Source organism: Nocardia sp. BSTN01 (genome assembly GCF_015354405.1).
Taxonomy (GTDB): domain Bacteria; phylum Actinomycetota; class Actinomycetes; order Mycobacteriales; family Mycobacteriaceae; genus Nocardia.
Window position 1 is genome coordinate 1 of record NZ_JADKYP010000007.1, and the last position, 26,218, is coordinate 26,218.

Annotated in this window: 26 protein-coding genes; 10 read left to right on the forward strand and 16 right to left on the reverse strand. The window is 67.5% G+C overall.

Going from position 1 to position 26,218, the window contains the following annotated elements:
• Window positions 1-165: 165 nt before the first annotated feature.
• From gndA to tal, 3 genes are all read right to left on the reverse strand, one after another.
• A complete protein-coding gene (gene gndA, locus IRT45_RS08620) occupies window positions 166-1,608 on the reverse strand; it encodes an NADP-dependent phosphogluconate dehydrogenase (RefSeq protein WP_194805345.1) in 1,443 nt (480 codons plus the stop codon).
• 3 nt (window positions 1,609-1,611) lie between these two features.
• A complete protein-coding gene (gene pgi, locus IRT45_RS08625) occupies window positions 1,612-3,240 on the reverse strand; it encodes a glucose-6-phosphate isomerase (protein WP_375540076.1) in 1,629 nt (542 codons plus the stop codon).
• A gap of 62 nt (window positions 3,241-3,302) precedes the next feature.
• A complete protein-coding gene (tal, locus tag IRT45_RS08630; RefSeq protein ID WP_194805347.1) occupies window positions 3,303-4,412 on the reverse strand; it encodes a transaldolase in 1,110 nt (369 codons plus the stop codon).
• 98 nt (window positions 4,413-4,510) lie between these two features.
• Here tal and IRT45_RS08635 point away from each other — a divergent pair, with 98 nt between their 5' ends.
• On the forward strand, window positions 4,511-5,371 hold the full coding sequence (locus IRT45_RS08635) for a DeoR/GlpR family DNA-binding transcription regulator (protein WP_228534036.1): 861 nt from the start codon (window positions 4,511-4,513) through the stop codon (window positions 5,369-5,371).
• Window positions 5,372-5,452: 81 nt separating this feature from the next.
• Here the strand turns inward: IRT45_RS08635 and IRT45_RS08640 are convergent, their stop codons facing one another.
• Together IRT45_RS08640 and IRT45_RS08645 are read right to left on the reverse strand one after the other, a co-directional pair.
• Window positions 5,453-6,601: an acyl-CoA dehydrogenase family protein gene (locus IRT45_RS08640; protein WP_194805348.1), complete on the reverse strand. Its 1,149-nt coding sequence runs from the start codon at window positions 6,599-6,601 to the stop codon at window positions 5,453-5,455.
• A 20-nt stretch (window positions 6,602-6,621) separates the two neighbouring features.
• A complete protein-coding gene (locus IRT45_RS08645; protein ID WP_309240853.1) occupies window positions 6,622-8,160 on the reverse strand; it encodes an AMP-binding protein in 1,539 nt (512 codons plus the stop codon).
• Window positions 8,161-8,208: 48 nt separating this feature from the next.
• Between IRT45_RS08645 and IRT45_RS08650 the strand changes: the two genes are divergently transcribed.
• Genes IRT45_RS08650 through IRT45_RS08670 form a run of 5 tightly spaced genes read left to right on the forward strand, consistent with a single transcriptional unit; the run spans window position 8,209 to window position 11,180 of the window.
• Window positions 8,209-8,643: a PaaI family thioesterase gene (locus IRT45_RS08650; RefSeq protein WP_194805349.1), complete on the forward strand. Its 435-nt coding sequence runs from the start codon at window positions 8,209-8,211 to the stop codon at window positions 8,641-8,643.
• Complete coding sequence (locus IRT45_RS08655; protein ID WP_194805350.1) at window positions 8,640-9,089, forward strand: MaoC family dehydratase N-terminal domain-containing protein; 450 nt, start codon at window positions 8,640-8,642, stop codon at window positions 9,087-9,089. Before IRT45_RS08650 ends, IRT45_RS08655 begins: the two co-directional genes overlap by 4 nt.
• Window positions 9,086-9,520: a MaoC/PaaZ C-terminal domain-containing protein gene (locus tag IRT45_RS08660; protein WP_194805351.1), complete on the forward strand. Its 435-nt coding sequence runs from the start codon at window positions 9,086-9,088 to the stop codon at window positions 9,518-9,520. Before IRT45_RS08655 ends, IRT45_RS08660 begins: the two co-directional genes overlap by 4 nt.
• A complete protein-coding gene (locus IRT45_RS08665) occupies window positions 9,517-10,605 on the forward strand; it encodes a zinc-binding dehydrogenase (RefSeq protein WP_194805352.1) in 1,089 nt (362 codons plus the stop codon). The genes IRT45_RS08660 and IRT45_RS08665 overlap by 4 nt, the downstream gene beginning before the upstream one ends.
• Window positions 10,602-11,180, forward strand: a complete 579-nt coding sequence (locus IRT45_RS08670; protein WP_194805353.1) for a carboxymuconolactone decarboxylase family protein — start codon at window positions 10,602-10,604, stop codon at window positions 11,178-11,180. Before IRT45_RS08665 ends, IRT45_RS08670 begins: the two co-directional genes overlap by 4 nt.
• Before the next feature lie 103 nt (window positions 11,181-11,283).
• Here IRT45_RS08670 and IRT45_RS08675 read toward each other — a convergent pair whose 3' ends face one another.
• Together IRT45_RS08675 and IRT45_RS08680 are read right to left on the reverse strand one after the other, a co-directional pair.
• The gene (locus IRT45_RS08675; RefSeq protein WP_194805354.1) at window positions 11,284-12,282 is read right to left on the reverse strand and encodes an acyl-CoA dehydrogenase family protein; all 999 of its coding nucleotides are present in this window, start codon (window positions 12,280-12,282) and stop codon (window positions 11,284-11,286) included.
• A complete protein-coding gene (locus IRT45_RS08680; protein WP_194805531.1) occupies window positions 12,282-13,442 on the reverse strand; it encodes an acyl-CoA dehydrogenase family protein in 1,161 nt (386 codons plus the stop codon). Before IRT45_RS08680 ends, IRT45_RS08675 begins: the two co-directional genes overlap by 1 nt.
• A 143-nt stretch (window positions 13,443-13,585) precedes the next feature.
• Between IRT45_RS08680 and IRT45_RS08685 the strand changes: the two genes are divergently transcribed.
• Genes IRT45_RS08685 through IRT45_RS08695 form a run of 3 tightly spaced genes read left to right on the forward strand, consistent with a single transcriptional unit; the run spans window position 13,586 to window position 15,942 of the window.
• Complete coding sequence (locus IRT45_RS08685; RefSeq protein ID WP_194805355.1) at window positions 13,586-14,395, forward strand: enoyl-CoA hydratase-related protein; 810 nt, start codon at window positions 13,586-13,588, stop codon at window positions 14,393-14,395.
• Window positions 14,396-14,426: 31 nt separating this feature from the next.
• Entirely contained in the window at window positions 14,427-15,215 is a 789-nt protein-coding gene (locus IRT45_RS08690) for an enoyl-CoA hydratase/isomerase family protein (protein ID WP_194805356.1), read from the forward strand.
• 46 nt (window positions 15,216-15,261) lie between these two features.
• Window positions 15,262-15,942 (forward strand): GntR family transcriptional regulator, encoded by a 681-nt coding sequence (locus IRT45_RS08695; RefSeq protein WP_194805357.1) that lies wholly within the window; start codon window positions 15,262-15,264, stop codon window positions 15,940-15,942.
• Between the two features lie 33 nt (window positions 15,943-15,975).
• Here IRT45_RS08695 and IRT45_RS08700 read toward each other — a convergent pair whose 3' ends face one another.
• The 8 genes from IRT45_RS08700 to IRT45_RS08735 all read right to left on the reverse strand — a co-directional run bounded on the left by IRT45_RS08700 (window position 15,976) and on the right by IRT45_RS08735 (window position 23,843).
• Window positions 15,976-16,887, reverse strand: a complete 912-nt coding sequence (locus tag IRT45_RS08700) for an NAD-dependent epimerase/dehydratase family protein (protein ID WP_194805358.1) — start codon at window positions 16,885-16,887, stop codon at window positions 15,976-15,978.
• Window positions 16,888-16,949: 62 nt separating this feature from the next.
• Window positions 16,950-18,482 (reverse strand): class I adenylate-forming enzyme family protein, encoded by a 1,533-nt coding sequence (locus IRT45_RS08705; protein ID WP_194805359.1) that lies wholly within the window; start codon window positions 18,480-18,482, stop codon window positions 16,950-16,952.
• A gap of 27 nt (window positions 18,483-18,509) precedes the next feature.
• The gene (locus tag IRT45_RS08710) at window positions 18,510-19,235 is read right to left on the reverse strand and encodes an SDR family NAD(P)-dependent oxidoreductase (protein ID WP_194805360.1); all 726 of its coding nucleotides are present in this window, start codon (window positions 19,233-19,235) and stop codon (window positions 18,510-18,512) included.
• A 56-nt stretch (window positions 19,236-19,291) separates the two neighbouring features.
• The gene (locus IRT45_RS08715; protein WP_194805361.1) at window positions 19,292-20,179 is read right to left on the reverse strand and encodes an SDR family NAD(P)-dependent oxidoreductase; all 888 of its coding nucleotides are present in this window, start codon (window positions 20,177-20,179) and stop codon (window positions 19,292-19,294) included.
• Window positions 20,180-20,289: 110 nt separating this feature from the next.
• The gene (locus tag IRT45_RS08720) at window positions 20,290-21,435 is read right to left on the reverse strand and encodes an acetyl-CoA C-acyltransferase (protein WP_194805362.1); all 1,146 of its coding nucleotides are present in this window, start codon (window positions 21,433-21,435) and stop codon (window positions 20,290-20,292) included.
• A gap of 27 nt (window positions 21,436-21,462) precedes the next feature.
• Window positions 21,463-22,245, reverse strand: a complete 783-nt coding sequence (locus IRT45_RS08725; protein ID WP_194805363.1) for a crotonase/enoyl-CoA hydratase family protein — start codon at window positions 22,243-22,245, stop codon at window positions 21,463-21,465.
• Window positions 22,242-23,003 carry an SDR family NAD(P)-dependent oxidoreductase gene (locus tag IRT45_RS08730; RefSeq protein ID WP_194805364.1) on the reverse strand — a complete coding sequence of 254 codons (762 nt, stop codon included), beginning with the start codon at window positions 23,001-23,003 and terminating at the stop codon, window positions 22,242-22,244. The genes IRT45_RS08725 and IRT45_RS08730 overlap by 4 nt, the downstream gene beginning before the upstream one ends.
• A gap of 51 nt (window positions 23,004-23,054) precedes the next feature.
• Window positions 23,055-23,843: an enoyl-CoA hydratase/isomerase family protein gene (locus IRT45_RS08735; RefSeq protein ID WP_194805365.1), complete on the reverse strand. Its 789-nt coding sequence runs from the start codon at window positions 23,841-23,843 to the stop codon at window positions 23,055-23,057.
• Between the two features lie 144 nt (window positions 23,844-23,987).
• Between IRT45_RS08735 and IRT45_RS08740 the strand changes: the two genes are divergently transcribed.
• Window positions 23,988-25,151: a CaiB/BaiF CoA-transferase family protein gene (locus tag IRT45_RS08740; RefSeq protein WP_194805366.1), complete on the forward strand. Its 1,164-nt coding sequence runs from the start codon at window positions 23,988-23,990 to the stop codon at window positions 25,149-25,151.
• Between the two features lie 11 nt (window positions 25,152-25,162).
• Here the strand turns inward: IRT45_RS08740 and IRT45_RS08745 are convergent, their stop codons facing one another.
• Window positions 25,163-26,200, reverse strand: a complete 1,038-nt coding sequence (locus tag IRT45_RS08745) for a TIGR03617 family F420-dependent LLM class oxidoreductase (RefSeq protein ID WP_194805367.1) — start codon at window positions 26,198-26,200, stop codon at window positions 25,163-25,165.
• Window positions 26,201-26,218: the final 18 nt, after the last annotated feature.

Sequence of the window (26,218 nt, forward strand, 5' to 3'; positions counted from 1 at the left end):
GGCGACCGCCAGCTCGACCAGTTCCCGCGGATCGAACTGTTCCGCCGACGCCTTGTATCCGAGCTTGAGATCCACTGGGATCGAACACCTTTCAGTTGAACCGGATGCGGGCAGCGCGCGTCCGCTGCGTGGTCTCACGCATTGCAGTTGTGCGAGCGCCTCGACTCACGCGGAGATTTCGCTGCGGTCCGCGCTCCACAGGGTGTGGAACTTGCCTTCGGCGTCGACGCGCTCGTAGGTGTGGGCTCCGAAGAAGTCGCGCTGCGCCTGGGTCAGCGCGGCGGGCAGGCGTTCGGCGCGCAGCGCGTCGTAGTAGGACAGGGACGAGGCGAAGGCCGGGACCGGGATTCCCAGCAGGGTCGCGGTGGAGACCACGCGGCGCCAGCTGTCGACGGCCTGCTCGATGGCCGCCCGGAAGTACGGGGCCAGGATCAGGCTCGGCAGGTCCGGATTCTCCTCGTAGGCGTCTTTGATGCGGTTGAGGAAGCGGGCCCGGATGATGCAGCCCCCGCGCCAGATGGTGGCCAGGTCACCGGGGCGCAGGTTCCAGTCGTATTCGGTGCTGCCCGCCGCGATCTGGTCGAAGCCCTGAGCGTAGGCGACGATCTTGGAGGCATACAACGCCCTGCGAATATCCTCGGTGAATTGCGCTGCGTCGGTCGGCTTTTCGGCCAGCGTCCCGGACGCCAGATCGTGCGCCGCCCGGCGCTGGGCGCGGGAACCGGACAACGCGCGAGCGAAGACCGCCTCGGCGATGCCGGTGACGGGCACGCCGAGATCGAGCGCGGACTTCACCGTCCAGCGGCCGGTGCCCTTCTGCTCGGCGGCATCGACGATCACATCGACGAGCGGCTTGCCAGTCTTGGCGTCGACCTGCTCGAGCACCTGCGCGGTGATCTCCACCAAGTAGCTTTCCAGGTCGCCGGAGTTCCATTCGGTGAACACCCCGGCGATCTGCCCGGCCTCGAAGCCGAGAGCGTCGCGCAGCAGGTGGTAGGCCTCACCGATCAGCTGCATATCGGCATACTCGATGCCGTTGTGCACCATCTTCACGAAATGACCCGAGCCGTCGGGACCGATGTGGGTGCAGCACGGAGTGCCGTCGACCTTCGCCGAAATCGATTCCAGCAACGGGCCCAGCGACTCGTAGGATTCCTTCGGCCCGCCCGGCATAATGGCCGGCCCGTTGAGCGCGCCCTCCTCACCGCCGGAGATGCCCGCGCCCACGAAGTTCAGTCCACGCGCCTTCATGGCCGCTTCGCGGCGGATGGTGTCGGTGTAGAGGGCGTTGCCGCCGTCGATGATGATGTCGCCGGGCTCCATGACGGCGGCCAGTTCCTCGATCACCGCATCGGTGGCCTCGCCCGCTTTGACCATGATCAGCACCCGCCGCGGCTTCTCCAGCGCGCCGACGAATTCCTCGATGGTCTCGGTGCGGACGAACCGGCCGTCGTCCCCGTGCGCGTCGAGCAGCGCATCGGTCTTGGCGACACTGCGGTTGTGCAGGGCCACGGTGTAACCGTTGCGGGCGAAGTTGCGGGCGATATTGCTGCCCATGACCGCAAGGCCGGTCACACCGATCTGAGCGAGTGCAGAGGAGGAAGTCATAGTTCAGATCATTTCATCGGTAGTAGCGGTGGCATGGTCGGCCCCACCCGCTGTACGGGCACGTCGGTAGCGCATCATCAGGGCGTTCGTGGAACTGTCCCAGGCCGGCGCTCTATCGGATTCCAGATCGTCGTGGATACCGGTCGCGAGCTTCTTGCCGAGTTCGACACCCCATTGGTCGAAGGAGTTCACTCCCCAGATCCAGCCCTGCACGAACACTTTGTGCTCGTACAACGCGATCAACTGCCCCAGGGTGTAGGGGCTCAGACGCGGCAGCAGGATGGTGTTGCTCGGCCGGCCGCCCGGGAACCACCGATGCGGGGGCCGCTCGCCCGCGCTGTCGAGGTCGCCGAACGCCAGAGCCCGGGTCTGGGCGAACAGGTTCGCCATCAGCAGGTCGTGGTGCGCGCGAAAGGGATGCGCGGGTTCGAGCACGCCGATGAAGTCACTCGGCACCGGCGTCGTTCCCTGATGCAGCATCTGGAAGAACGCGTGCTGCCCGTTAGTGCCCGGCGCACCCCACAGAATCGGCGCGGTATCGACACCCACCGCACTGCCGTGCCGGTCGACGGATTTCCCGTTGCTCTCCATATCGAGCTGCTGCAGATACGCCGGCAGCAACGCGAGTCGCTGATCGTACGGCAGCACCGCGAAACCCTGTGCGCCGCAGAAGTTTCGATACCAGATACCGAGCAGGCCCAGCAGCACCGGCAGGTTCTCCTCGAACGCAGCCGTGCGGAAGTGCCGATCCATGCTGTGGGCTCCGGCCAGGAATTCACGGAACTGTTCGGGGCCGATGACGATCATGAGCGACAGCCCGATCGCAGACGGCAGCGAATACCGCCCACCGACCCAGTCCCAGAACTCGAACATGTTCGCCGGGTCGATCCCGAAGGCTGCCACCTGTTCGGCGTTGGTCGACACCGCGACGAAATGCCGGCCCACCGCCTCGTCGCCGAGCCGATCCACCAGCCACGTGCGGGCGGTACGGGCGTTGGTCAACGTCTCGACCGTGGTGAACGTCTTCGACGCGACGACGAACAACGTCGTGTCCGGGTCCAGGTCTCCCAGGACCCGGTCGATATCGTGACCGTCGACATTCGACACGAACCGCGCCTCGATGCCGTCCTGCGCGAATTCGCGCAAAGCGTGCCAGGCCATCGCCGGGCCCAGATCCGAGCCGCCGATACCGATGTTCACCACCGTCCGAACGCGACGGCCGGTCGCGCCACGCCACCGGCCCGACCGAACCGCGTCGGCGAGACCGCGCATCCGGTCCAGGACCTCGTGCACCGGACCGACGACATCGACACCGTCGAGCAGAACGGATTCGCTTGCGGGAGTGCGCAACACGGTGTGGAGCACCGCGCGATCCTCGGTCGTATTGATCCGCCCACCGTCGAACATCGCCTCGATGCCCACGGCCAAGCCACGATCGCGGGCCAGACGCATCAGGAGGCTCACCGTGCGATCGGTGATCACGTTCTTCGAATAATCGAGCACCACACCGTCGTATTCGGCGCACAACTCCGTTCCGCGCCGAGGATCGCGATCGAACAACTCCCCCATCGAGATCGCCGCCGATTCCGCACGGTGGGTAGCTAATTCGCGCCACACGGGCAAGGCGGACACGGCTGCGGGGACCTCGCCACCGGGTTGCGAACCGACGCCGAGAGTCTCCGGAAACCCGGAGCTCATGAGCGCACCCCTGACAGGAGCCGGTCGACATCCTCGATCAACGCTTGCCACGATGTCTGAAACTTCGCGATCCCCTCGCGTTCGAGCTGCTCGAGCACATCGTCGAAATCGATACCCAGCTCGCCGAGTTGCGCGAAGACCTCCCACGCGTCGTCATAGTTGGGCCTGATGCGGTCACCCAGAACGGTCCCGTGTGAAATCACCGCGTCCAGAGTCGCCGCGGGCATCGTGTTCACCGTTCCGGGCGCGACAAGCTCTGTCACATACCGGGTGTCGGCATAGGCAGGGTCCTTCACACCGGTCGACGCCCACAGCGGACGCAATGGTGACGCCCCGGCCGCCGCCAACTCCAGCCACCGAGGGTCATGCAGCATGTTCTCGTAGCGCAGATACGCCAACCGCGCGTTCGCGATCGCAGCGCGCCCACGCAACGCGGCAGCCTCCGACGTCGCGAGCGCGTCCAGACGCCGATCCACCTCGGTATCGACGCGGGAAATGAAAAACGATGCGACAGCAACGATCTCGGTGAGAGAGCGTCCAGCGGCGCGCGCCTGTTCCAGTCCGGCCAGGAATGCGTCGATGACCTGGTGATAGCGCCGCACGGAGAAAATCAACGTCACGTTGACACTGATCCCCTCGGCAAGACAGGTCGTGATCGCCGGCAAACCCTCGACAGTGGCGGGAATCTTGATCATCACATTGGGCCGATCGATGAGCCGCCACAACTGCCGGGCCTCCTCGAGCGTGCGCCCGGTGTCGTGGGCCCAGCGCGGGTCGACCTCGATCGACACCCGCCCATCGCGTCCCCCGGTCTCACGGTAGACGGGCCAGAGCACGTCGCAGGCAGAACGAACATCTCCCGTGGTCAACGTCCGAACTGCCTCGAGTGCGGATACGCCTCGCCCGCGCAGAACCTGCAGCTCCTCTTCGTATTCCGCGTCCTGACCCAGCGCGTTGTGAAAGATCGTCGGGTTCGTCGTCAAGCCGACGACCGTGCCCGACCGGGTTAGTTCGGCCAACTCTCCCGACCGCAACAGGTGCCGGCTCAGGTCGTCCAGCCATACCGACACCCCTTCGTCGGCCAGACCCTTCAGTGTGCGATTCATCAGATCCCTCGATTATCCGTTGCGCACGAAATCGCGCACCAACTGCTCGAAATCATGCACGCCGATGCGCGAACAAGTCAACACCGCACTCGAGTACGATGCAGAAACCGCACGACGCATCGCTGATGCACGACCAGGTCTGGGAGGCAAGGTTGCTGGCGAGCACCCGACGGCGCGAAATCATGCACCGATTGGTCACCGACGGCTATGTCGAGGCGAAAGCACTCGCCGACGAGTTGAACGTCGACGCATCGACGATCCGCCGCGACCTGGACGCACTCGAACGAGCCGGCCAAGCACAACGCACCCACGGCGGCGCGCGCCCGGCCCCCGGAGCCACGGCGAAGCTGCCCTACACCATGAAAGAAGGCGAGCGCCTCGACGAGAAGGCTGCGATCGGAATCGCCGCCGCGGCGCACGTGCGCGACGGGCAAACGGTGATCCTCGACAGCGGTTCCACCACCTACGAGGTCGCGCGAGCCCTGCGAAACCACAAGGAACTGACGGTAATCACCAACGACCTGCGCATCGCCAAATATGTTGCGGAAACACCCGGCATGCGCCTGCTGGTCACCGGGGGCGAACTGCTGGGTTCGGTCTTCACCCTCGTCGGTGAACACGCGATAGCGTTCCTGTCCGACTACACCGCCGACTGGGCCTTCCTCGGCGCCGACGCGGTCGACCTCGAGGCCGGCATCACCAACATGAACACCCTCGAAGTACCCCTCAAACGAGCGATGCTCACCGCCGCCGCGAACTGCTTCGTCGTGGCGGACAGTTCGAAATTCGGCAGACGCGCGCTCGCCAAGGTCGCCGGACTCGATGAGATCAGCGGCGTCATCACCGATTCCGATCTCGCCCCCGTCAACGCCCGCCGGTTCGGTGATTCGATCATCCACGCCGAACCGGCTGCCCACTCATCTCTCGCCACTCCGGCTCCGCGAACCGCGGGAAGGTAACCGTCGGCGGCAGGTTCGCGAGGCGGGGGCTCCGTGGTGCGGGCCGTGGGGCAGCCCGCACCACGGCCGGCCCTTATCCGGTCACAGGCCGAGCGATTTACTGATGATCGACTTCATCACCTCGCTGGTTCCACCGTAGATACGGGTCACGCGGGCGTCGGCGTACAGGCGCGCGATCGGATATTCCAGAACGTACCCGTACCCGCCGAACAGCTGCAGGCAGCGATCGACCACGCGGCCCTGCAACTCCGTGCAGAACAGCTTCACCTTGGCGGCATCGACGGGTGTCAGCTCACCTTCGATATGAGCCAGAATCGCCTTGTCCAGCAAGGCCTGTGCCGCGGTCAGGTCGGTCTCCATGGCCGCGAGCTCGAATTTGGTGTTCTGGAAGTGACTGACGGGCTTTCCGAAGACCGTGCGTTCGGTGACGTAGGCGAGGGTGGCGTCGAAGGCGGCACGGGCGGCCGCGAGTCCACCCACGGCGATGGCCAAGCGCTCCTGGGGCAGATTGTGGCCGAGGTAGCCGAAACCGGCGCCCTCCTCTCCCAGCAGATTCGCCACGGGAACCCGCACATCGCTGAACGACAGTTCGACGGTGTCCTGGACCTTGATTCCGATCTTCGGCAGCGCCCGACCGACCTCGAAACCGGGCATCCCCCGCTCCACGACCAGCAGCGACAGGCCGGCGCGACGGTTGCCCTCCACAGTCGAGGTCCGGGCCAGCACGATCACCAGATCGGCGTGCAGACCGCCACTGATGAACGTCTTGGCGCCGTTGAGCACGAAGTGGTCGCCCTCGCGCCGCGCGGTGGTCTTCACCCCGGCGAGATCGGAACCCGTCGCCGGTTCGGTCATCGCGATAGCGGTGAACAGGTCGCCGGTGGCGAAGCCGGGAAACCACCGCGCCCGCTGTTCGTCGTTGGCCAAGTGCAGGAAGTAGGGCAGGACGACATCCAGGTGGGTGCGCAAGGTGCCCAGGGTGAACGTCGCGCGATTGATCTCTTCCTGCAGAACCACATTGAAGCGATAATCGCTCTGCCCGCTGCCGCCGAATTCCTCCGGGATCGACAAACCCATGATCCCGAGTTCGCCGACCCGTCGATACAGTTCACGCGGAACCGCACCGGCGTGTTCCCAGTCGGCGAAGTGCGGTTCCACCTCCTTGGCCAGAAAGGCCCGGACAACCTGACGGAAGTCTTCCTGTTCCTGTGTAAAGACCGTGCGTTGCATGCTGTTTCGCTCCTCGTGGGTCAGTCGGTGCCGGATGTCTCGGCGACGGCTCGAATGGCGGCGTAGTCGGGTTTTCCGACATACGTCCGCGGCAGGTGATCGACACGGATCCAGGTCTTCGGGCACTTGTACGGCGTCAGCCGGGCCCGGCAGTGTGCGGTCAACTCCGCGTCGGTGACCTCGCCGCGCACGGTGACCACGCCGGTCACGCGCTGGCCCCACTTCTCATCCGGCATTCCGATGATCGCGGCGTCGGCGACCGCCGGATGGTCCCGCACCACGATCTCGACCTCTTCCGGCCAGACCTTCTCGCCGCCGGTATTGATGCAGGCATTACCGCGGCCCAGAATCCGGATGGTCCCGTCCTCGTTGACCATCGCCTCGTCGCCGATCAGCAGGTACCGAACGCCGTCGACCTCACGGAAGGTCTCGGCGGTTTTGACCGGATCGTTGAGGTAACCCAGCGGCAGCCGCCCCGCGGTGGCCACGACTCCGACCTGTCCCGACCCCGGCAGCACCGGCCGATTGTCGGCATCGAGCACGACCAGCCCCGGACGAGACTGAAAACCCTTGCCATCGACGTCGCGGCTGACCAGGGCTTCGGTCGAGCCGAAATTATCGATCAAACGAATAGCCGGCAGGTGGTCGGAGATCCGCTGGCGTACCTCCGGGCTCCACACCGCGCCGGAGGACGACAGCGCCGCCAGCGAGTCCAAGCGCCCGGCCCACTTCCCGGTGTCCAGTTCCGCCAGCAACGGACGTGCGTACGCGTCCCCGACAATGCCCAGGACCCGGACGCGATGCTGCTCGACCAACTCGAGGGTTGCGGCCGCGTCGAACGAGGACTGTTCGTGGAGCACCACCACCCCGCCACCGTTGAGTGTGTTGAGCGCCAGTCCCATCGCGGTGCCGTGCGCCAGCGGTGACGCGGGCAACGTCGTCGGCGCGGGGCGGGAGCCGCCGGCGGCGACCTGGCGCGGCTCCGGCGGATCGACATCCGGCCGGATCACCTCCCACAGCATGCGGTAATGCGTGTCGACCTCCCAGATCACTCCCCTGGGCCGGCCCGTGGTACCGCCTGTGTACCACAGCAATTGGTCGCGCGGTGACAACTCCCGCTCCGGCCCCGGCTCGGTCGCCAGTGCCCGCTCGTACTCCGCCGAGTCCACCTCGAGCAGTACCAGCGGACGTCCCAGTATTTCCGCCGCCTTCACCGCCTCGGCCGTGGACGCGGGCTCGTGCACCAGCGCGGCCGCATCGCAGTCCTGGAGGATCTCCGCGATTTCCGACGCGGAATAGCGCGGATTCACGTTCGCCGGCGGCGATCCCAGCATCATCGCCGCGTAGAACGTCTCGACGATCGCCGGCCGGTTGATCAGCATCGCCGCAACCGGACGGCCCGCGTCCACGCCGCGCGCTCGCAAATACCCGGCGAGACCGCGCGAATTGGCATACAGCTCGGAAGCCGTAATCGTCCGGTGCCGCGTAGCGATCAGCGTGCGCTGCGGATCTAGCTCGGCAAATGCCTGCAGCGCGCGGACGTAGTGATAGTCGGGCACCGTCGGGCCCCCTTTCAATAATGAATTCAACTTGGCTAGCATCATGCCATGACCAACACCGAACAGCGAAGCCGTCACGAGCGTTCGCTGCGCTACATGTTCAACAAGGTGCCCTTCATCACCGCCCTCGGCCTCGAACTCGTCGAGTGGGAGGACCGGGAAGATCACGTCGTCGTGCGGATGCCGGTGAACGCACTCGCCGACAACGGCGGCGGAACGCCACATGGTGGCGCGATCGCGACCCTGCTGGACACCACCGGCGCGGCAGCGGTGTGGAACGGCCACGACTACGAACGCGGAACGCGAGGATCGACGGTCTCTCTGACCGTGAACTACCTGGGTGCCGCCCGCAACGAGGCGGTCATCGCCACGGGGCGGTGCGTGCGACGGGCGAAGGAACTGAACTTCGCCACGATCGACGCCGTCAGCGAGAGCGGCCGACCGGTCGCCAGTGCCGTCCTGACCTATCGGATCGTGCCGTGAGCGCCCCCGAAACCGCCGACGACCTGGTCGGACGCACCGGGCAGCCGTTCGATTTCCCGATCGAACCCGGAAAGGTGCGCGAGTTCACCCGCGCCATCGGCACTCGCGATCCCGCCTATGCCGCGGGCGCGGTCACCCCGCCGACGTTCCTGATGGCCGCCGACCATTGGCAGAGCCGGGCGAACTCCCCCTGGGGAGACCATCCGCGCAATCTGGCCCGCACCCTGCACGCCGAACAAGAATTCATTTTCCATGGTCCACCGCCTCCGGCCGGCGTACGGCTGCGTGGGCAGGCTCGGATCGACAAGCGCTACACCAAGGAAGGGAAACGGGGAGGGACCATGACCTTCACCGAAATCGTCACCGAGTACCGCGACAGCAGCGACCGGTTGGTCGCCGAGGTCCGGGCCACCCTCGTCGAGACGTCCAAGGCGGCGGGAAAATGACCGCGGCGCAAGCGATTTCGGTAGGGACCGAGGCCGAGCCGTATATCGCCAAACCACTGACCATCACCGACTTCGTTCGTTACCAGGGCGCGGCCGGCGACTTCAATCCGATCCATCACGACCACGGCAAGGCGACAGCCGCCGGCTTCGAGCAGCCGTTCGCCGTCGGCATGCTGGCCGCGGGTGTACTGGGCGGCTTCGCGGCCGGCTGGCTCGGCGCCGAGAACATCCGCCGCTACCGGATTCGGTTCGCCGAGCAGGCGTGGCCCGGTGACGTCCTGACCTACACCGGAGTCGTCACCGATGTCCGTACCGATGCCGCTCCCGGCACGCGCGAGATCGACGTCGAACTCACCGTGACCCGGCAGACCGGCGGTGTGCACCTGCGCGGGTGGGCCACCTTCGTCCTGCCCGCCGAGGGCGACGCATGAGCACTGCGACCGTTCTTGTCCTCGAGGCGCCGGAGCGGCTGGTCGCCCACGAATTCGACATTCCCGAGCCTCGACCGGGCGAGGCCGTGCTCCGGGTCGAAGCCTGCGGACTGTGCGGGACCGATCACGAGATGTTCACCGGGGCCATGCCCGCGCCACTTCCCCTCGTACCCGGCCACGAGGTGATCGGAACGCTGGAATCGGCGACCCCGGAGTTCCTCGCCGCACGTGGCCTGGCCGCCGGCGATCGGGTCGCGCTGGAGGTCTTCCAGCGCTGCGGGGAATGCGGCCCCTGCCGCCGCGGCGCGTATCCGCTGTGCCGGCGCCACGGCCTGCGCGACTCGTACGGCAACACGCCCATCTCGGTCGGCTCGGGACTGTGGGGCGGATACGCCACACACATGCTGCTGACCGCCGACTCCCTGGTGCACCGTGTCCCCGAGGGACTGGACCCCGCCTTCGCCACGCTGTTCAATCCACTCGGAGCGGGAGTTCGCTGGGGCACCACCCTGCCGGAGGTGTCGACCGGCGATGTCGTCGTGGTGCTCGGGCCAGGTCTGCGTGGTTTGAGCGCGGTCGCCTCCGCCTCGCTCGCCGGCGCCGGTTTCGTCATGCTGACCGGTGCGGGCGAGCGGGATGCCGAACGGCTCGAACTCGGTCGAAAACTCGGCGCGACCGAGGCGATCGATATCACACGAGTCGATCCGAAGGCACTGCTGAAAGAGCGGGTCGGCGGATTGGCCGACGTGGTCGTCGATGTCACCGCCGCGGCGCCCGCGGCATTCACTCAGGCGCTCGATCTGGTCCGGCCGGGCGGCACCGTGGTGGTGGCGGGCACTCGCGGCAAGAAGGTGCTCGACCACTTCAACCCCGATCGGATCGTGCTCAAGGAACTACGTCTGCTCGGGGCCCGTGGGGTCGACGGCGAGGCCTACGCGACCGCGCTCGAACTGCTCGCCACCGACGCGCGCTTCCGGGCGCTGCCCCGACGCACCGTAGGGCTCGACGTGGCAGCCGTCTCGGATCTGCTGTCCACGATGGCCGGTGGCAACGAGCCGCCCCTGCACGCGGTGGTGGTTCCGTGAGCGACCCACACCGCGGCGCACGCCTGCCGCTCCTCGATCAGGCCGCGGCCGAGGCCGCCGCCGAAAAAATCGGCATCGATCCGAAGTACCTCGTCCAGCCGATCTGGACGATGCTGCTGGCCCGGCCGAAATATGCCAAGGCAGTCTATGAAGTGCTCACCGACCTGCTGTTTCGGAGTACATTGCCGGTCCGGCTGCGGGAGTTGCTCATCATGCGGATCGGCTGGGCGACCGCGGCGGAGTTCGAATGGGCGCAGCACTGGCAGGTCGCGACACGGGCCGGCGTCGACCCCGACGACCTACTGGCGGTGCGCGATTGGCGCACCAGCGATCGGTTCGACGAGCCCGATCGGGCGGCGCTTGCCGCAGCCGACGAGGTCGTCGCCGAAGGAGAGATCGGCGATGCTACCTGGGGCGCGTTACGAGCCCACTATTCGGAATCCGAACTGCTCGAACTCGTCGCGGTCATCGCCACCTGGCACTACGTGAGTGTGCTGGTGCGAAACCTGCGCGTCCCGCTGGACGAGGGTATGAGCGCCTGGCCACCGGACGGTCGCGAACCGCAGCGTCGCTGAGGCGATTCGCAAGGTCCGTCATATCCCTGGGGCCGCCGACAGAAAAGGGGCGGAGCGCGCACAGCACGCTCCGCCCCTTTTCTGTCTCGTCGCCGGACGGGCGTCAGCTCGCGGGGTCGAGGACGAGCGGATCCAGTTGCGGCGTGACAGCGCTGCGCACCACCATCCGGCCCAACTCGGTACGCAGACCTTCCGCGTGTCCCAGCACGAGGTCCAGTGCGAAACTGCGGCGGATCAGCCGATGCAGCGGAAACTCCCACGTCGATCCGACCGCCCCGCACACCTGCGCGGCCTGCCGGACGGCAAGGTCGGCGGCATCGCCCGCCAGTGCCTTCGCGACTGCCGATGCCAGCGGGTCCGGGTCCTGGGCGTAGGCGAGGCGCACCGCCTCGGCCGCGGCTTCGATCGCCACCTTGACCTCGGCCAGCCGGAAGCGCACCGCCTGAAAGGCACCGATCGGCCGGCCGAACTGATGCCGGTCCGTCACATGCGTAATCGCGAGGTCCAGGGTCGCCCGGGCCACACCGACGAGTTCGGCCGCCAGCGCGCGGCGTCCGGCTGCCACCGCCTCCGGCCAGGTGGCGGCGGGCAGGGGTTTCACATCGTCGAGAGCGACGACGCCGGAGATCCTGGACCACCCCCCTTCCGGGTCGAGGCCACCGACCGCGTCCGGAGCGAGCACCGCGGTGGGTATCGAGAACAGCGCGATGCCCGCGTCGGTCGCGCACGGGACGAGAACGCGCTCGGCCGCGCCACCGGACGTGCGGAGTACCCCGTCGAGCCTCAGCTGCCGGTTGTCGACGGGCATCGTCGGGCCAGATTCCGCCGACCGCGGTCCCAGCGGGTAGACAACCGCGCCGGCGTCGGGCCCGGCCGGGTCGATCCCGAGAGCGGCGAGCACAATCTCGTCGAGCAGACCGGAAACGGCCAGCGACCGCCCCTGCTCCTCGAACAACAACGACGCGGCGGACGGCTCCTCCGCGACCACGTCCTCCCAGCCGAGCTCACGCACCGCGGCGGACAGGCCCTCCGGCGCCGCCGCGTACTCGGTGAACAACGACCGCAGACTCTCCCGGAGCAGGCGATATTCGTCGGCGTCCATCACGAACCTTCCTTGGGCAAGCCGAGCACACGGTCGGCGATGATGCTGCGTTGAACTTCGGCGGCGCCACCGTAGATGGTCGAGGCGCGGGTGTAGAACCAATTCGAGCGCCACGCTTCGTCGGCGGCGTCGTCGGAGAAGAGGAAGGCCGAACGACGCAGGCTCAGGGCCGCGTCACAGACCCGTTGCTCGGCGGTGCCGAGTAACACCTTGTCGATCGAGATATCCGGGCCGAGAATCTCTCCCGCGCCCAAGCGCTGCACGGTCCTCCCGCAACGAATGCGCAGCGCCTGTTGCGCCAGCCAGGCCGCACCCACCTCGGCGACAGCCCGATCGTCACTGTCGTCGGTTCCCGCCGCCAGCTCGGTGATCAGGCGACCGATATGCGCCTGGCGGACCCAGGCGTAATTGCCTCGTTCGTACTGCAGCAGGAACATGGCGACCGCCCATCCCTGTCCCTCGTCACCGACCAGGCGGTCGGCCGGAATCCGCGCGTTGTCGAAGAAGACTTCGGCAAGTTCGTTGTGGCCGTTGGAGAAGCGAATCGGCCGCACCTCTACACCCGGGGTATCCAGGTCGACCATCAGCATCGACAGCCCTCGGTGGCGGCTCTCGACCGTACCGGTACGGACCAGGGTGCCCATCCGCGCGGCGCCGATCCCCTGGCTGGTCCAGATCTTTTGCCCGCTCAGTACATAGTCGTCCCCGTCGCGGCGGGCACGGCACCGCAGGCTGGCCAGGTCGCTACCGGCTTCGGGCTCGGAAAAGCCCTGCGCCCAAGCCTTTTCGCCGGTCAGCGCCGAAGGCAGCAGCCGCGCGGCGACCTCCGGCGCGAAGGCGAGCACCGCCGGCGCCAGCGTCTCCAGCATCTCGTACTGCACCGGGGCCGGATATCCCGCGCGTTCGAGTTCGTCGTAGAGAACCGGCCGCAACACGGCCGGACCGCCGAGGCCACCGGCCGCCTCCGGCCAGCCCCACCGTCCCCAGCCGTGATCGTGCAGCAATCGGGTGAAGCGGCGGCCCGAGTCGAGCGCGGCCTCGGCGCTTTCGGGCTCCAGGCCATGGAACTGCGCCAACTCGTCCGGGCCGTCGAGCAACCACTGGCGTAGCCGGAGTCGATGATCGGCCACGGTCGCGGCCGTATCCGGCCCCGTCGTCATGGCCGGGCCTGGCGGGGGTTGGGTCTGCGTCACGGCTGCTCCTTCGTCGAACGCGCCGACAAGATCGACTTTGAATTCAATATGGATCGGCGAGGCAATCGTCGCGCAAAAGGATTTTGAATTCAATCTGCTATGCTACATCGGTGTCCGACGAGATACTCACCGACCTGGCCGATGGCGTTCTTACCGTCACGCTCAACCGTCCCGACCGCCTCAACGCGTGGACCTACGAACTGGGTGACAGCTACTTCGACGTTCTCGACCGCGCCGACGACGACCCCGACATTCGTGTGGTCGTCCTGACCGGAGCCGGCCGCGGCTTCTGCTCCGGTCTCGACATGGAGGCATTGAGCGCGGCCTCGGCGAGTGGTGCGAGACGGACCCCCGCACACGGCCGCCGGATGACCCACGCACAGTCCTTCCGAAAGCCGCTCATCGGCGCGATCAACGGTGCCTGCGTGGGGTTCGGCCTGGTCCAGGCGCTCGCCTGCGATATCCGGTTCGCCTCCGCGTCGGCGTACTTCGTACCCGCCTTCACGCAGCGCGGACTCAACGCCGAATACGGAACGAGCTGGCTACTCCCCCGGATGATCGGCCAGACACGGGCGGCCGAGTGGTTGTTCTCCGGCCGGCGCATGGACGTATCGGAAGCCGAACGGATCGGTCTCGTGAACCGAGTCTGCGCCGCGGACGATCTGATCGCCGAGACCGTCGCCTACGCCCGCAACCTCGCGGCCGCCGCGTCCCCGATCGCCTTGGCCGATACCAAGGCTCAGATTGCCGGGGACTGGCTGCGCGACCGCGTGACAGCCGAAGACCATGCCAAATCCCTCGGACATCAGCCGGGTCACCGCGTCGACTTCGCCGAAGGCGTACGGAGCTTCGTGGAACGCCGGCCACCGCAGTTCCAGCCACTCCCGCCGCGCTCGGCGGACCACGACCGGCACCCCTAGACCCGCACCAGTAGTCGCAAGGAGGCGCTCCATGGCGCACACCACCACCGTCACCACGAACGACTCCGTCGTCGTCACCGCCGAAGGCCCGATCCGAACCGTCACACTGAGCCGGCCGGACAACCTCAACGCCGTCGACGCCGCCATGCACCGGCGCTTGTCCCAGATCTGGACCGAGATCGCCGACGACCCCGATGCCAGAGCGGTCGTATTGACCGGCGCGGGAAGAGCTTTCAGCGCCGGTGGGGACTTCGGATTCATGAGTGGGCATCGTGATCCCGACATCCGCTGGCGGGTTATGGAAGAGGCGCGGCGCATCATCACCGAAATGCTGCACTTTCCACTTCCCGTGGTAGCCGCGGTGAACGGCCCGGCCGTCGGCCTCGGATCGAGCCTCGCCCTGATGTCGGATCTGGTGCTGATGGCCGACACCGCGTTTCTGGCCGATCCGCATGTGCTGGTCGGTCTGGTCGCCGGAGACGGTGGGGCCGCGACACTTCCGGCTCACACCAGCCTGCTGCACGCCAAGGAGTTCCTGTTCCTGGGCGACCGCGTGAACGCACAGACCGCCGTCGCCCGAGGTATGGCCAATCGTGTCGTCCCGGCGGCCGATCTCCTCACCGAGGCCAACGCCCTCGCGCAGCGGTTGGCCGCTCTTCCTCAGCACGCGCTCCGGGATACCAAACGCGCCCTGAACCAGAGCGTCGAGTTGAGCTTCGCCGCCGGCCGTAACTACGGGCTGGCCGCCGAACGCTACAGCATGACCGATCTCGATCATCACGCTTTCCTGGCGGCCGAGGAGCGCCGGACGGTCGAGTAGTGTCGCTGTGCACATCACAGCGGGGTGCAACTGAGAAAGGGTGAGGATGCCCAAGCGGTACGGGATCAAGGACCGCGATGTGGCCGCGGCCTGGGTCATGGAACGTCTGTTCGACGGGCGGCTCCGCCCCGGGGATCGGCTCGATCGCAACCGGATCGCCGAAGGGGTCGGCATCAGCCGGGTGCCCGTTCAGGAGATGATCGCCCAGCTGGAACGCGACGGCATCGTCACCAGCACCTATCACCGAGGCGCGTACCTCGAACGATTCGATCCCGGCGTGGTCGAGGAAACCTACGAGCTCTTCGGAATGATCACCGGACATGCGGCCGCGGCGGCCGCTACCGAGATGACGCCCACACTGGCGGGCGAACTGGAGACTTTGGTCAACGAACTGCGCGACGCGGACAAGGACACCTTCAAGGAATTGACCTGGGAGTTCCGCCGCAAGGTCAACATCGCCGCCAGTGGACCGCGGATGCGGGCGATGCTGTCGACATTTCGCACCTTCATGCCCACCGCATACGGTGTGCTCGTCGACCGTCCGCGGTCGCGGTCGCGCATTCTGCACCACTATCGGGCCGAACAACGCGCGCTGGCCAAGGGCGACTCCGCCGGAGCCCGGCGCGCGGTCGAGAGCCGGTGCGCCGAAGAGGCCGAACTGCTGGTGGCCGAGCTCGTCCGGCGACAGGTGTTCCCGCGTCCGGCCCGGCAGGCGCGGGAGGCCTGACCCGATCGGCCGGGCCGCCCGCCGTCACCTCCGTCAGGCCTTGTCGAAGAACTCTCGATAGGCCGGATTGCCGATGTCGTCGAGAATGTCGAGCCGGCTCGGATCCGGTGACCAGCCGAGTTCGGCCCGCGTGCGGGGCCCGCGAGCCCGGCTGCATACGCTGAAGTAGATGGTCGTGGGGAACTTGCCCCAGATCTCGACCGCCTCGCCGAAATCGAGGCTGCGGCTGGGAACACCGCAGTCGCGCGCCACCGCCTCGGCCAGCGTCCGATAGTTCGTCTCGCCGGAGACGGCGTGGTAGACCGCTCCCGCACGACCGGCCTGCAGCGCCCGGCTGTATACCGCCGCAACGTCGTCGACGTGCACATTCGAATACAGGTTCAGTCCCCGGCCGAGGTAGCCGACCGAGCCCTTGGTCGCCGCGCTGCGGTAGAACTCCTTGATCATCGGGCATCCGCCGTGGCCCCAGATCATGCCCGGGCGGAACACCATCCCACGAACCCCGCGTGCGGCGGCATCCACCACCATGCGTTCGGTATCGCACCGGGCCCCGATGTACTTCGACGGGACGAAATCGTCGTCCTCGGCGAAAGTGTCTTCACTCCAGTCCCCATCCGTGCGCTGGGACAGCACACCGGTGCCCGACGTGAACAGGAACGCAGCATCCGATCCCGCAAGTGCGTCCAACAGGTCTCTCACCACCCGCTGTTCGGCGTCGAGCAGCATCTGTGGTGCGAACACGACCGCGTCCGTGCCGGCGATCGCCGACCGCGTCGAGGTGAGGTCGTCCAGATCGCCCGTGACAGGGCGGGCACCGGTCTGCCGCACGCTGTCGGCGGCTCGCTCGCTACGCACCAGACCGGTCACCTCGTGACCGTCGGCGACGAAGCGGCGGGTCAGCGCCGACCCCAGATAGCCGCCTGCCCCCAGAACAGTTACTTGCACCCGATTCTCCTTCTCTGTGTCGAATTCGGTGACCGCGTCGGCAATTTCAGCCCGAGGCAGGGTCAACCGAGGCCTCCGGCCGGGGTCGTGGGAATGTCGCCCAGCCGCTCACGCAGCTTGGGCTTGACGATCTTTCCGGACGCCGTCAGCGGCAGATCGTCCATGTGCACCAGCCGAGTCGGCAGCTTGAAACGGGCAAGGTGGGGTGCGCAGAAGTCCCGCAACTCGGTCAGCTCCAAGGTGGAGCCGGCGACGAGTTCGACCACGGCGACGATCGTTTCGCCCCACCGTTCGTGCGGCGCGCCCACGACGGCGCAACGCGCGACCGCTGGGTGGCTCGCGACCACTTGCTCCACCTCTGCGGCCGCCACGCTCTCACCGCCGGTTTTGATGACGTCCTTCGCCCGGCCGACCAGGAACAGGTCACCGTCGTGGTCGAATCTGGCCAAATCGCCGGTGTGGTACCAGCCCTCGGCATCGAATGCGGCGGCAGTCGCGGCCGGGTTGTTCCAATACCCGCTGGTCACAGATGGCCCTCGCAGGCAGAGTTCACCCACCGTTTCGGGTCCGTCGACAACCTCACCCGAGTCGGGTGCGACCAGGCGGTAGTCGACCAGCGACAGTGGGGTGCCCACCGACCCCGGTTTCGTGGTCACCTTTTCCGGTGCGAGCGCCGAGACCACCGTGCACTCGGTCATCCCGACCGCCATGTAGATCTGTGCGCCCTGGCGCCGGAACACTTCCACCTGCTCGGCGGGAATCGGCGCACCGCCGACATTCAGCGAGCGAATACTCGAGAGATCGGCCTGCAGGAATCCGGGCGTCCGGTAGAGAACATTGAGGGCGGCGGTCACCGTGTCTATGCGAGTGACTCCGTACTGCGTGATCGCTGCGAGGGCCTTCGGCCCGTCCATCCGCGGCAACAACACGATCTCCCCGCCGTGTGCCCAGAGCTCGACGGTACTGGTGTTGAAACCGGCGGTATGGAACATAGGCGTCATCACCAGTCCCACGTCGTCGCGGCCGACACCGAATGTCCGCGCCAAATTGATGCCGTTGGCCAGGATCATCGTGTGGCTGTGCAGCACGCCCTTGGGCCGGCCGGTCGTTCCCGAGGTGTAGAGGATCAACGCCAGATCCGAGGGACGCACGGGAAGACGTGGTCCGCCGACATGTGCGGCGATCAATCCGGCGACCGACGCCGGGCCGCTCCCGTCGGCCGTCACCACCGTTACCCGCGGGGCCGCGTCGGCATAGTCGGCCCGGAATTCCTCCGCGACGATGGCTACCACCGGGCGGACATCCTCGAGTACCCACGCCCGCTCCGGCCCGGCCAGCCGCGGATCGACCGGGACGAACACCGCTCCCAGGTCCATGACCGCGAAAGCCGCCAGAATCAGGCTCGGATGGTTGAGCCCGACGTAGAGGACGCGATCACCGCGCCGGACGCCCAATTCGGCCAAACCTGTTGCCAGAGACTCGAATTCGATACGCAATTGCGAATAGGTCCACGTGCGGCCCTCGAATCTCAGTGCAGGGCGGTGAGGATCGCGCAGAGACCGTCGCCGGAACAACTCCGGATACGAATCATCCATTACGTCCGCCTCCCGCCGCCGCCCGACTCACCACGGCCGGGTTCCGCCCGCACCGAAGAACCCGCCGGTGGGCCCGTCCGGACCGAGCAGGGCCAACCGCACCGGCTCCGCCGCTCCCTCGGCCGGGGTCAGGGGTCCGCGCCCCTCGTTCATCTCGGTCCCGACGAAGCCGGGTTCCACGGCGTTGACCTTGATGCCGGAATCGCGCAGCTCCTTGGCGAAAGCGACCACCACCGCGTTGAGGGCGGTCTTCGAACTGTTGTAGCCGAGCTGGTTGATGCGGGCGAACGGAGTCGTCTCGTCCAGACCCGCGGTCAGCGAGCCCGTGATGCTGCTGACCATGACCACATTGGCGGACGGCGCCGCCTGTAGCAGCGGGAGAAATGCTTGCGTCACCCGGATGGCACCGAAGACGTTCACCTCGTAGATGGCCTTGATCTCGGCCATCGGCTCGCGACTGGGCGGGGTGGACCAGCCGAAGGCGGCCCCCGCGTTGTTCACCAGCACGTCGACCCGATCGACCTGCTCGGCCACCGCGGCGGCCGCGGCGGCCACCCCGGCGTCGTCGGTGACGTCGAGTTCCAGGAGCCGTACGTCCGAGCCCGAAGCCACCAACTCGTCGACCACGGCCTGGCCACGGACGGCGTCACGCGCCCCCAGGTAGACGGTCGATCCCGCTGCGGCGAGCAATTCGGCGATCGCCCGTCCCACACCTTTGTTCGCGCCCGTGACGACCGCGATTCGTTTGTCCATCAAATGCTTCCTTTGTTTCCGGTCCGGCCGACACTGCGGCCTTCTATCGCGCTTCGTTACGAGGACACCCCACGCAACCGATCGATTTCCGGCATATGCGATGTGACGCTGAGCGGGAGGAACGGGAACCACCCCTCCCCGGACCAGCGGGTGAATCCGGCCGCCGCGCTGCTGCCGCCGTCGATATGCAGTGCCTGACCGGTCACATACCGGGACAGACCGGAAGCGAGGAAGAGCAGCCCACCCGCCCAGTCGTCGGCGCTACCGCCTCGTTCCAGCGGAATCGTGGCGGCGTAGCGGGCCGCCACCGCTTGCTCGCCGGCGGTCTCGTGGCCGAGCAGTCCGACCAGGGCCGGTGTTTCGACGATATCGGGCGCGATCGTGTTGACCCGGATATTGCTCGGCGCCAACTCGACTGCCAGCGAGGCGCTCATGCTGGTGAGTGCCGCCTTCATCGCCGCGTACACCGAACACGACGGCGCGCCGCGATGCGCCTCGATCGACGTGACGTTGATGATCGATGCGCCCTGCGTCCCGTTACGCTCGCTCGCCGCGCGCAGCTGCGGCAGGAATCGCCGGATCGCCTGCACGGGCGCGAGGAAGTTGAGGCGCATCAGGCTGTTGATCGCGTTCTCGCTGAGAGACTCCAGCTCGGCCCAGAAGGTGCCACCGACGACATTCACCAGGATGTCGACGGTGTCGCCCGCCGCCGCGGCCACCTCGTCCAGCGCCGTCGACTCCCGCGCGTCACCGACCACGAACTGAACGTCGGCGCCCAGGTCGGCGCGCAAGGCCGCTACCGCATCGCCGTCACGATCGAGCACGACGAGCTCCGCACCGGCGCGATGCAGGGCGAGCGAACTCAACGCGCCGAGTCCGCCGGCGCCGCCGATGATCACCGCCCGCTTGCCGGCGAGACCGCCCAGCTCTTCCAGATAACCCACAGAAACCTCCGGAGAATGTGCCGGGATGGCCTGGTCGTGCCACCCCGGCGTCGATATGAATGCGGTCGAGCAGGCGGTGATCGGACCTGCCCGACGACAGCGCGAGCGTCCTAATCGACGAGTTCGACGATCGTCGCGTTCGCGGTGCCGCCACCTTCGCACATCGTCTGCAATCCGTATCGCAAACCCTGAGCGCGCATGTGGTGGATCAGCCTGGTCATCAGAATCGCTCCCGACCCACCCAGCGGATGACCGACCGCGATGGCCCCGCCGAGCGGATTCGTCCGCGCCGGGTCGGCGCCGGTTTCGGCGAGCCACGCCAGTGGGACGGGCGCGAACGCCTCGTTGACCTCGAACGCGCCGATATCGCCGATCGACAGCCCGGAACGCTTCAGCACCTTGGCCGTGGCCGGAATCGGACCGGTCAGAACCATCACGGGATCGGCACCGGTGACGGCCCCCGAGTGGTAGCGCACCAACGGCGTCAGGCCGAGGTCGCGGGCCTTCTCAGGGGTCGTCACCAGCAGCGCCGCCGCGCCGTCGGAGATCTGCGAGGAATTGCCCGCGTGGATCACCCCATCGGGCCGGAAGGACGGCTTCAGGGCCGCCAGCGTCTCCGGGGTGGTGCCACGGCGCACCCCCTCGTCGACGGTGACGGTTCCGTTCTCGGTCTCGACCGGCACCGTCTGCCCGGTGAACGCACCGGAATCGATGGCGGCCGCCGCCCGCGCGTGCGACTCCGACGCATACTCGTCGAGGGCCTGCCGGGACAGGTTCCAGCGTTCGGCGATCATTTCCGCGCCGGTGCCCTGGTTGAAGTCCGCATCGTCGTAGCGAGCACGCGCAGCCGGGCCGTAAGGCAGGCCGGACTCTCGCGCCGCGCCGAGCGGGACCCGGCTCATGGTCTCCACACCACCGGCGACGACAATGTCCTGCTGCCCCGACATCACCGCGAAGGCAGCGTGATCGAGCGCCTGCTGACTGGACCCGCACGCCCGGTTGATGGTCACGCCGGGGACGGTCTCCGGCCAGCCGGCGGCCAGTACCGCGAATCGTCCGACGTTGCTGGACTGGTCACCGAGCTGGGTGACACAGCCCCACTGGACATCGTCGATATCCGCGGGATCGATTCCGGTGCGGCGCACCAACTCTCGCAGCACCAGCGCGGACAGATCCACCGGATGAATGCCGGACAACCCGCCTTTGCGCTTGCCGATCGGTGTCCGCACCGCCTCGACGATTACTGCCTCACGCATCCGTCCAACTCCTCGTATCGTTTGTGCTCATCGCCCGGTCCATACCGGGGCGCGCCGTTGCGCGAAGGCGGCCGCGCCCTCCACCGCATCGGCCGAGTCGAAAACCGGCTGCGAGATCGCGGTCTGCCGTGCGAACAATTCGTCGGCAGGCCAGTCCTCGGATTCGGTGGCGAGCCGCTTCGCTGCGACCACCGCCAGCGGTGCGTTCGCGGCGATGGTTCGCGCCAGCTCGCGTGCCGCGGCGAGTGCCTGTCCCTCCGCCACGACTTCGTTCACCAGTCCCCACTCGCGCGCCCGGGCCGCGTCGAACGGTTCCCCGGTCAACAGCGCCTGCATGGCGAACGCGCGCGGGATACGCCGCGGCAAGCGCACATTGCCGCCACCGCGAGCCAGTAGCCCGCGCTTGACCTCGGGCAACCCGAAGCGAGCGGTTTCCGCGGCCACGACGAGGTCGCACGCGAGGACGAGTTCGAGCCCCCCGCCCAGCGCCCACCCCTCGACCGCGGCGATCAACGGTTTGGCCGGTGGCGCCTCGACGAGTCCCCCGAATCCGCGCCCGTCGACTCGCGGCAGTTCCCCCGCGGCGAATCGCTTCAAATCCATGCCGGCGCAGAAGGTGCCGCCGGCGCCGGTCAGGATCGCGACGGTGAGATCGGACCTCGACTCGAGCTCGTCCAACGCCGCCGCGATCCGCTCGGACGCGGCCTTCGTCATCGCATTGCGCTGAGCCGGACGGTCGATCGTGATCACCATGATCGCGCCGTCGACCTCGACCTGGACCTCACCGGCCCCGGAACCGTTCGCCGTCATCGCGGTGCCATCCGGATCGCGCCGTCCAAGCGAATGGTCTGGCCGTTCAGATACGAGTTCTCGAGCATCTCCACCGCGAGCCGGCCGTACTCCTCGGGACGGCCCAGGCGCTTCGGATGCGGGACCGACGCCGCCAGCCCCTCGCGGATATCGTCGCGCAGCCGTCCGAGCATCGGTGTCTCGAAGGTGCCCGGGGCGATGGTATTGACCCGGATGGACCAGCTCGCGAGGTCGCGGGCGGCGACGAGTGTGATGCCGTGGACGGCCGCCTTGGACGCCGTGTACGACGTCTGCCCGATCTGGCCGTCGAACGCGGCGACAGAAGCCGTCATGACGATCGCGCCGCGATCACCGTCGAGTTCCTCGTTTCCCGCCATCCGCTGCGCGGCCAGCCGCAGGACGTTGTAGGTGCCGAGCAGGTTGACGCGCAACACCTCCTCGAAACCTTCCAGCGTTCCGGGCACCCGGTTGCGGTCGATGATGCGGGTACGGTCACCGCCGCGACCGGCGCAGTGCACCACACCCCGGACCGGACCGGCCTGCTCCGCGGCGTCCAAGGCCGCCACCATCTGCTCTTCGCTGGTGACGTCGGCCGGCACGAAACGCACGCCCAGATCGGCCGCGGTCTTCTCGCCGGGCGACTCGGGCAGATCCGCGATCACCACGGACGCACCCCGGGCTACGAGGGCTGCCGCGGTAGCGCGTCCCAGACCCGAGCCTCCTCCTGTGACCAGTGTGGATGTGCCTTCGAGTCGCATTTTTACCTCCAGATTTCGGTGTTGGTGAAGCTATATCCGGCGTAGCGGATATCAGGTGCCGGGGAATCGAGCCGGTCGCTTCTGCGCGAAAGCCGCGATTCCCTCGGCGAAGTCGTCGGTGTCCATCAGTTCGGCCTGTATCGCGGTCTCACGATCCAGTGCGGCGTGCAGATCCGCCGGTGGATCGGCGAACAGCCCTTTGATCAGAGCCAGCGCCCGGGGCGGGCCGGAAGCGAAGAGCTGGGCCTCTGCCATGGCGGTCGCGAGTACGTCGGCGGGCTCGACCACAGCATCGACCATGCCCAGCCGCAGCGCCTCCTCCGCCTGGATCAGGCCGCCGAGCATCATCAGGTGACGTGCGCGCGCGACACCGATCCGTCGGGGCAGCGACCAGGAGATACCGAGGTCGGCAGCCAGCCCCACGCCGGTGAACCGCGCGGAGAACCGTGCCGTCGAGGACGCCACGATGCGGTCGCAGGCCAGAGCCAGACCCAGTCCCGCGGCGAGAGCTACGCCGTCGACCGCGGCGACGACCGGGGTGGAGCCGCCGGCGATCGACCGGACGATCCGCTGCGCGGCCTCGAGCCGCGGCACGGCTACATCCGGCGTCATCCGTTCCATCAGCGATACGTCACCGCCGGAACAGAACGCCCCGTCCCGCCCGGTCAGAACGATCGCCCGCACCGCGGGATCGGCATCGGCCTTTTCGAAGACCTCCGCGAGCACCGGACGGACTGCGAGATCCAACGCGTTACGGCGTTCCGGCCGATCGAGGGTGACGATCCGCACCGCGTTCTCGTCACGCACTCGGACGCCGTAGAGCGTCTGCTCCGCACCCATTCATCTCCTCCGCTTCCCGGCTCGTGGTCTACGATCGCATTTTGAATTCAACTTCGCCAGTATCGCAGAATTGAATACATCTTGGCTAGTACCGTTTCCCGCGGCACCGCCCGCCCGGCGGACCGCGGGCAGAAAGGGCTCTCAATGACATCTCGCGACAACTCCGCCGGCGCGGAACCTTCCGCCTCCGGCCCGCTGTCGGGCCTGCGCGTGCTCGAGCTCGGCGGCATCGGCCCGGGGCCGTTCGCCGCGATGCTGCTCGCCGATCTCGGCGCCGACGTCGTGCGTATCGACCGCAAGGGACAACCGACACTGTTCCCCGGTACTCCGGCGCAAAATCTGCTGCATCGCGGAAAGCGGTCGGTGGATCTCGACCTCAAGTCCGACTCCGGGCTCACCGCCGCACACGGTCTCGTCGCGGCCGCGGACGCGATCATCGAGGGATTCCGGCCGGGAGTCGCCGAACGGCTGGGATTGGGCCCCGCCGACTGCCTGGAACTCAATCCGGCACTGGTCTACGGCCGGATGACGGGATGGGGCCAAGACGGCCCACTGGCGCACACCGCCGGCCACGACCTGAACTACATCGCGGTGACCGGGGCGCTGCACGCCATCGGCACGGCGGGCGGTCCACCGCAGATCCCCGTCAATTTGCTCGGCGACTTCGGCGGTGGCGGTCTCTACCTGGTCGTCGGCTTGCTGGCGGCACTGCGCGAGTCGGCCCGCACCGGCCGGGGCCAAGTAGTCGACGCGGCGATCGTGGACGGCGTTTCGCATCTGCTGGCCGGAACGCACGCCCGGATGGCATCGGGGACGTGGGCCGACGAGAGGGGCGTCAATCTGTTCGACGGCGGCGCCCCGTTCTACTCCGTATACGACACCGCCGACGGCACCTACATGGCGGTAGGCGCCGTCGAACCCCAGTTCTACGCGGCCTTCGTCACCGGTCTGGGACTGGACGTCGATCTCGGTCGGCAACACGATCGGTCGACCTGGCCCGAACTCCGGGCGCGAATCGCGGAGACATTTCGCTCACGGACACGGGCCGAATGGATCGAGATCTTCGCAGGCACCGACGCCTGCGTATCCCCGGTACGCAGTCTGCGCGAGGCGGCGACAGATCCGCAGATCGCGGCTCGCGGCAGCGTGGCCTCGCCCGGCGGAGTTCTGCAGCCCGGCCGCGCACCGCGATTCTCCGCCCACCCACACGTCGGCGTCGGTGTCGCGCCGGAACCGGGTATGCACACCGAGGAAGTGCTGGAGGAATGGATCGGCATCCGCGAGGAGGCCCCGCGGATGCCGAGTTGACCCGAGGCTTGTCAGCCGACCGGGCGCGTGGCGCCCGTCAGCCGCGCGACTTCCGCGGCGACATCGCGCCACACCGTCCGGTCGTGCTGATACGGCGTCGAGAACGACACCGAGCGGGCGATCGGACCATATCGCTCGACGAGCTGCCGTGCCACGGCATCCGGTTCGCCCACGACGGCGACCGCATCCAGGATCTCGTCGTCGATCAGGGTTGCCAGTTCGGACCAGCGCCCCTGCTTCGTCATCGCCGTGAGCTCACCAGCGACAGCCTCCCAGCCGTGCAGCTCCAAAACCCCCCGATAGGAGGGAGTGGAGGCGTAGAACGCGATCTGCGCGCGCACCCCGGCCGTTGCCGCCGCGAGTTCCTCCTCGGTACGGCCCGTGGCCGCGAGAACCGGGCCACACAGAGCGAACTCGTCGATGTCGCGCCCGGCACGCGCCCGCCCGCGCGCGACCGCGGGGAGAGTGACCTCCCGCAGATATCGCGTCGTGGTGAACGGATGGAACGCCAAGCCGTCGCACACCTCCCCCGCCACTTCGGTCATGCGCTCCCCCACCGCTGCGAGGAAGATCTCGGGCACACCGAATTCGTGCGCGGCCGGCCGGAAGAAGGGAGGCATCAACGTGTGGGTGTAGAAATCACCGGCGAAATCCAGGTTCTTGTCTTCCTGCCAGGACTCCCAGATGGCGCGTACCGCGGTCACATACTCGCGCATGCGCGCGGCAGGATGCGACCACGGCATCGAGAAGCGGCGTTCGATATGCGACTTGACCTGCGAGCCGAGGCCCAGGGTGAACCGGCCACGGCTGTAGCGCGCCAGGTCGTAGGCAGCACTCGCCGTGGTCAGCGGACTACGACCGAAGGCGATGGCCACCGCCGTTCCGACACGCAACCGCTCCGTAGCCGCGGCGGCGGACAGGCAGCGCAGGAACGGATCGTATTTGGACTCACCACACCACGCCGTAGCGAAGCCTTCGGATTCCATCCGCCGAGCTTCCGCACCCGTGCCTTCCAAATCCTCACTGAGGGACGCATCGAGACGCAACATGCAGGTCAATGTAGCAGA

Bases quoted from the DNA above. Each gene is read 5' to 3' on its own strand.
- IRT45_RS08740 (WP_194805366.1), top strand. From the start codon at position 23,988: ATGACATCTCGCGACAACTCCGCCGGCGCGGAACCTTCCGCCTCCGGC.
- IRT45_RS08745 (WP_194805367.1), bottom strand. From the start codon at position 26,200: ATGTTGCGTCTCGATGCGTCCCTCAGTGAGGATTTGGAAGGCACGGGT.
- IRT45_RS08640 (WP_194805348.1), bottom strand. From the start codon at position 6,601: ATGCAACGCACGGTCTTTACACAGGAACAGGAAGACTTCCGTCAGGTT.
- IRT45_RS08720 (WP_194805362.1), bottom strand. From the start codon at position 21,435: ATGCGTGAGGCAGTAATCGTCGAGGCGGTGCGGACACCGATCGGCAAG.
- IRT45_RS08690 (WP_194805356.1), top strand. From the start codon at position 14,427: ATGGCGCACACCACCACCGTCACCACGAACGACTCCGTCGTCGTCACC.
- IRT45_RS08725 (WP_194805363.1), bottom strand. From the start codon at position 22,245: ATGACGGCGAACGGTTCCGGGGCCGGTGAGGTCCAGGTCGAGGTCGAC.
- gndA (WP_194805345.1), bottom strand. From the start codon at position 1,608: ATGACTTCCTCCTCTGCACTCGCTCAGATCGGTGTGACCGGCCTTGCG.
- IRT45_RS08705 (WP_194805359.1), bottom strand. From the start codon at position 18,482: ATGGATGATTCGTATCCGGAGTTGTTCCGGCGACGGTCTCTGCGCGAT.
- tal (WP_194805347.1), bottom strand. From the start codon at position 4,412: ATGAATCGCACACTGAAGGGTCTGGCCGACGAAGGGGTGTCGGTATGG.
- IRT45_RS08695 (WP_194805357.1), top strand. From the start codon at position 15,262: ATGCCCAAGCGGTACGGGATCAAGGACCGCGATGTGGCCGCGGCCTGG.
- IRT45_RS08650 (WP_194805349.1), top strand. From the start codon at position 8,209: ATGACCAACACCGAACAGCGAAGCCGTCACGAGCGTTCGCTGCGCTAC.
- IRT45_RS08735 (WP_194805365.1), bottom strand. From the start codon at position 23,843: ATGGGTGCGGAGCAGACGCTCTACGGCGTCCGAGTGCGTGACGAGAAC.
- IRT45_RS08680 (WP_194805531.1), bottom strand. From the start codon at position 13,442: ATGACGACGGGGCCGGATACGGCCGCGACCGTGGCCGATCATCGACTC.
- IRT45_RS08660 (WP_194805351.1), top strand. From the start codon at position 9,086: ATGACCGCGGCGCAAGCGATTTCGGTAGGGACCGAGGCCGAGCCGTAT.
- IRT45_RS08665 (WP_194805352.1), top strand. From the start codon at position 9,517: ATGAGCACTGCGACCGTTCTTGTCCTCGAGGCGCCGGAGCGGCTGGTC.
- IRT45_RS08635 (WP_228534036.1), top strand. From the start codon at position 4,511: ATGCAGAAACCGCACGACGCATCGCTGATGCACGACCAGGTCTGGGAG.
- IRT45_RS08730 (WP_194805364.1), bottom strand. From the start codon at position 23,003: ATGCGACTCGAAGGCACATCCACACTGGTCACAGGAGGAGGCTCGGGT.
- IRT45_RS08675 (WP_194805354.1), bottom strand. From the start codon at position 12,282: ATGGACGCCGACGAATATCGCCTGCTCCGGGAGAGTCTGCGGTCGTTG.
- IRT45_RS08710 (WP_194805360.1), bottom strand. From the start codon at position 19,235: ATGGACAAACGAATCGCGGTCGTCACGGGCGCGAACAAAGGTGTGGGA.